The sequence below is a fragment of the Paraburkholderia bengalensis genome, assembly GCF_037126505.1.
GTDB lineage: Bacteria > Pseudomonadota > Gammaproteobacteria > Burkholderiales > Burkholderiaceae > Paraburkholderia > Paraburkholderia bengalensis.
The window spans coordinates 1-4795 of the sequence record NZ_JACFYJ010000191.1; the positions used below are offsets into that span (position 1 = coordinate 1).

Annotated in this window: 4 protein-coding genes; 1 reads left to right on the plus strand and 3 read right to left on the minus strand. The window is 53.9% G+C overall.

The window, feature by feature from the left end; all coding sequences use genetic code 11:
- From H3V53_RS42225 to H3V53_RS42235, 3 genes are all read right to left on the minus strand, one after another.
- On the minus strand, positions 1-456 hold a 456-nt coding region (locus tag H3V53_RS42225; protein WP_336602902.1), incomplete at its 3' end, for a class II aldolase/adducin family protein.
- A gap of 150 nt (positions 457-606) precedes the next feature.
- Positions 607-2058: an amidase gene (locus tag H3V53_RS42230; RefSeq protein ID WP_336602903.1), complete on the minus strand. Its 1452-nt coding sequence runs from the start codon at positions 2056-2058 to the stop codon at positions 607-609.
- Between the two features lie 132 nt (positions 2059-2190).
- Positions 2191-2811 (minus strand): ABC transporter ATP-binding protein, encoded by a 621-nt coding sequence (locus H3V53_RS42235; protein ID WP_336602904.1) that lies wholly within the window; start codon positions 2809-2811, stop codon positions 2191-2193.
- 249 nt (positions 2812-3060) lie between these two features.
- On the opposite strand from H3V53_RS42235, the gene pdxR reads away from it, so the two are divergent.
- Positions 3061-4659 carry a MocR-like pyridoxine biosynthesis transcription factor PdxR gene (pdxR, locus tag H3V53_RS42240; protein ID WP_336602905.1) on the plus strand — a complete coding sequence of 533 codons (1599 nt, stop codon included), beginning with the start codon at positions 3061-3063 and terminating at the stop codon, positions 4657-4659.
- Positions 4660-4795 lie beyond the last annotated feature (136 nt).

A 4795-nucleotide genomic window follows, 5' to 3' on the forward strand; every position in this document is an offset into this window, starting at 1 on the left:
CGTCGCAACGAATATTATGCCGAGTGCTACGCGGCTCTGACCGAATCCGCTCGCTGCAGCACAACCGTTTCGCCGCATAAAACTCAACTCGAGATAATGAATGATGCAGTTCACATCCTGCCGCGCGCGGTAGATCCATGTGTGAAACCGGTTAGCTGGGTTAGGCATGCCCTTCCCGTCAAGCGTCGCGAGATCCTGATTCACCCGAAGAAGGTTGGACGCTGTGATCTCGTCGAACCCATGTCCGAATGGCTGCGTGTAGAAAGTTGCAGCCTCCGGAGCGCGCGCCGTAATCTGACCTGCCAACCCAGAATCATGGCCGCCGTCGAATAAAATTCTGCACGTCAGCGCCAGCTTCTGCCTGATTGACCATTGCGGTTCAGTCAACTCGCCATTCATCTGCGCGAGCGCTCGTGCGACAAGCTCCGCTTTCGATGTACGCAACGTTTCTGCCATTTGAAACCTCAATTCGTCGTTTCTGTCGTACCGGGAGGGGCATACACCACCCTCCACTCCGCACACTAAAACCGCCAATGCCATAATTGCTGTGCCGTACTATTGACGCTCGTTTGTCGTTGACGCGCGCCCCTGACGTTCTCGGGAGAATCACACCTCGGGGTGAAAAGACGACCAAGGGGCAATGGTTTCGAAGGCTCGTGCAACCGAAAACAGCGATACGTCGTCGAAAGGCCGCCCCACGATCTGCAGGCCGGTAGGTACGCCCGCCCCGCCAAAGCCTGACGGCAAAGAGAATGCAGGGCACTGGCTAAGCAGGTTGAAGGGATAGGTAAGTGCCCAATTGAGGAACGCATCAACACGCTTTCCATTGATGGTGAAGTTCGGATCGCCGTTCTGATGCTCGGCCTTGATCGCAGGGATAGCGAGCGTTGGGGTAACGAGCACGTCGTTACGTGCGAGAATCGGCGACAAGTGCTTCCACATATTGGTACGGACCATCTCGGTCCGTTTGACACGGACAGCGCTGTGACCCAAGCCTTTTTGAATCAGCTTTCGCACGAAGGGGTCCATCTTGTACTGCCACTCGGGAATATGATGATGAGCCAGCGTCGCGAGTAGACCTTCCCAGTGCGTGACCCATGCGTCATATACGATTTCGGTCCACCCAAGCTCGACTTCTTCGATAATCGCTCCAGCATCCGCCATCTTTTCGACAGCGGTACGCGTGTTCCGGGCAACGTCGGGATCGATCTCGAAGTAACCAAGATCGGGCGAGAATGCAACACGAACGCCTTTCATGGAGCGCTCTGCTCCCGGCGCCGGAATCTTCACCTCGTCCCGCAAGCTGGTGATGTCCTCGGGGTGCTGTCCCGACATTACGTTCAGCATGAGTGCGGCATCATCAACCGATCGGGTCATCGGACCGATGTGGATGATTGACTCGAACATGGTATCGAGCAGAAAACCCGGAACTCGACCAAAGGACGGCTTGAAACCGACGATTCCGTTCATTGATGACGGCATCCGAATCGAGCCACCGCCGTCGTCCCCTTCTGCGATTGTTGTCATACCCGCAGCCACCGTCACACCCGCACCACCGGACGAGCCGCCGCTGCTAAACTCCCGGTTCCATGGGTTTCGGGTCACGCCATAGAGAGGACTATGACAATGGCCGCAGTGCGCAAACTCGGGGGTTGTAGTCCGGATATGAACGATCGCGCCGGCATCGAGCAAGCGTTGTACTGCTGGCAACGTGCGGTCGGCAGGAACGCCTTCAAAAATCTTTGAACCCCATGATGTCGTCACACCCTTCATTGGGTGCAACTCTTTAACGGCGAGTGGAATCCCCTCCAGTGGCCTCACGTTGGCACCTGACCGATAGCGTTCGGCGGCGTCTGCAGCTTGCGCGAGCGCCTTTTCATAAAACCGGTTCGTGATCGCATTAACAGATGGGTTAACTGTTTCGCACCGCTCGATGACCGCTTTCATCAAGTCCACAGGGGACAAGCTACCGTCGCGAAACCGGCGAATTGCATCGTCTGCCGTGATGTAATGAAGCTCGGGATTCGACACAACTTCGGACTTCAAAAGCGTGGACATGATTTTCCCTAAATATCAGCTCGAACAGTTAGAAAACGGTGGTTCACACTTCTATGCTGCGAACATCAGATCCCTCTCGGAGCTATGACATCACCCAGTTCTTGTTCTAAATCTCTGCTACTCGTCGGGTCGTCAATGGCTACATTTCGTTTGATAGCACCGGCCGCTATCACGTACCCTCGCGCAGCAAGTTTTTTTGCGAACTGAAGGTTTTGCTCGAACGTGAGTACCGCAAGGCCTGTCTCGTTCGAGATTTTTTTTTACTGTTGCTGCAATCTCATCCAACAGAGACGGATCGACCCCATCAGATGGCTCGTCCAGAAGCAGTATCTTTGGCTCCGACATCAATGCGCGTGCAACTGCGAGTAGTTGCTGCTGCCCCGCGTTCAGACCTCCGCCGAGGTCTTTGAGCTTCGGTTTTAGTGTATGAAAATATTCGAGGAGTTTTTCTACAGCGCGATCCGTGCGTGTCTTATCAAATTGAGCCGCATACGCATCAAGCACCAGGTTCTCCATTACACTCAGTTCCAAAAAAATTTGACGCCCTTGTGGGACGTAGGCGATGCCCCTGTTAGCTCTTTCATACGCAGCCTCCGAAGTAACAACCTCATCCATAAACCGTATAACACCGCGTCTGCACGGGATGGCCCCGTACAGCGCTCTGGCGAGCGTCGTTTTGCCCGAACCACTGCGGCCAAGCATCGCCACGCACTCGCCGACATCGACCTGAAGATCTATACCGCTGAGGATCACAACCTCCCCGTAGCCCGACCGCACATTGCTAACGCTGAGTAGCATCCTTTTGCCCGAGATAGACACTGATTCGCCGCTGCATCAATGCCTTGAATACATCGTTTGACAAATCACTTGTAGTCTCGCCATTCGCCCACGAACCGTGCTGTTGTGCATTAGTCTGACGATATCGACCGCCTCTACTGGCCCAGCGAACACCCCATCCGGCGGTGATGCAGACCCGAGCTTTCCTGATATTGAGACGATGGTATGCTCTACGAGGATCCTCTTCATCATCCAGTTTTTTTGATTTCAGGGGTCCAGAACTGCAACATGAAGCGGAGCGACAAGATGGGCGCAAGAAAGCAGGCACTGAGGACATGGGATTGGACGATGTCGCTAGATCGAGACGACTCGCGCCCTCTTAACGTTCAGATCAGCGAGGAGATTGTTGAAAGAATCCGGGCAGGACTACTGCTGCCGGGGACGCCGCTTCCTGGTTCTCGCGAATTTGCGGCAATCCTGAGCGTCAACCGAAAGACCATCGTTCTTGTCTACGATGAGTTGGCAGCTCAAGGTTGGTTGTCGACTGAAGGCCGTCGGGGCACGTTCGTTTCGCCCAATCTTCCTCACGTGAGTGGAGCCCATGGGGCCGATCGTAGCTCTATATTCAACGAGACTCTGCCGCATCCGGCATATCAGGTGTATGGATCGACCGAACCGTTACCGGAGATCGCATCAGAGGGCGTTATCGACTTCACCGATGGCGCACCGGATACGCGCCTGGTTCCGTTTGGCGCGCTCTCGGGGGCGTTTAGACTTGCGCTTCTGGAATTCGCACGCGGCAATCAATTGGGTTATTCAGACCCAAGAGGCATCTTCGAGCTACGGAACACACTAGCCTCTATGTTACGGATTGAAAGAGGATTAAAAGCCGATCCCGAGAGCCTTTGCGTCGTGCGCGGAAGTCAGATGGGCATTTATGTGGCAGCTCGAATTCTCGTCAGATCAGGTGATACCGTCGTGCTGGAACGGTTGACCTATCCTCCCGCGCGCGATGCGTTTCGTGCGTGCGGTGCGTCCATAGTCAGCATCGATCAGGACGAATTCGGTATGAGTCCAGAGTCGCTCAGGAACGTCTGCAAGGCTCAGCGAGTTCGTGCGATTTATCTCACACCTCATCATCAGTTCCCGACCACCGTGACTATGCCGATCGAACGGAGAATGGAACTGTTGAAACTAGCAGAAGAGTTCGGTTTTGTTATCGTGGAGGACGATTACGATCACGAGTTTCATTTTAACCACAATCCAATGCAACCGATGGCAGCGATCGACCGTCGCGGGACGGTTATCTATATTGGTTCACTATCGAAAATTCTTGCCCCAGGACTCAGAGTTGGCTATATCGCAGCCCATCCATCGATCATTCACCGGATAGCGAATGAGGTAGTTTTGATCGACAGACAAGGCAACTCCGTTACAGAGCGCGCCGTCGCCGATCTCATGCAAAGCGGCGAACTCAGACGCCACATCCGGCACGCAGCAAAGGTTTATCACGCTCGATGCCACACTGCCGCAGCTCTTGTGAGTGAATATTTGGGTCCATTTGCAAGCGTGGACATTCCGGACGGTGGGCTCGCATTATGGGTTCGCATGGCAGAGATCGTCGATATGGATAATTTGTTTGGTGCCGCGAAAAAGCATAAGGTTAAAATCCTCCCTGGATCTATCTTTTCTGCAGAATCTCGCAACGTGAAGGCAATAAGATTAGGCTACGCCAGTTTAAACGAGTTGGAAATAAAAACAGGTATGAGTCGAATTAAATCTGCATTGTCTCAGCAAGTTAATTTATACCGCCCTGCCGCGTGATAATTATCGGCGAGCGGAAATCTGGTTTTTTATCCCGCAGACCGCAAGAAAACTCCGTGCTTCAGGGCGGAGATGAATTGCGCATCTGGAAACGAAATCCGTCGGTCCACGCTGCCCGCGCTGCCCGTTGCCTATA

Bases quoted from the DNA above. Each gene is read 5' to 3' on its own strand.
- H3V53_RS42230 (WP_336602903.1), bottom strand. From the start codon at position 2,058: ATGTCCACGCTTTTGAAGTCCGAAGTTGTGTCGAATCCCGAGCTTCAT.
- pdxR (WP_336602905.1), top strand. From the start codon at position 3,061: ATGCTCTACGAGGATCCTCTTCATCATCCAGTTTTTTTGATTTCAGGG.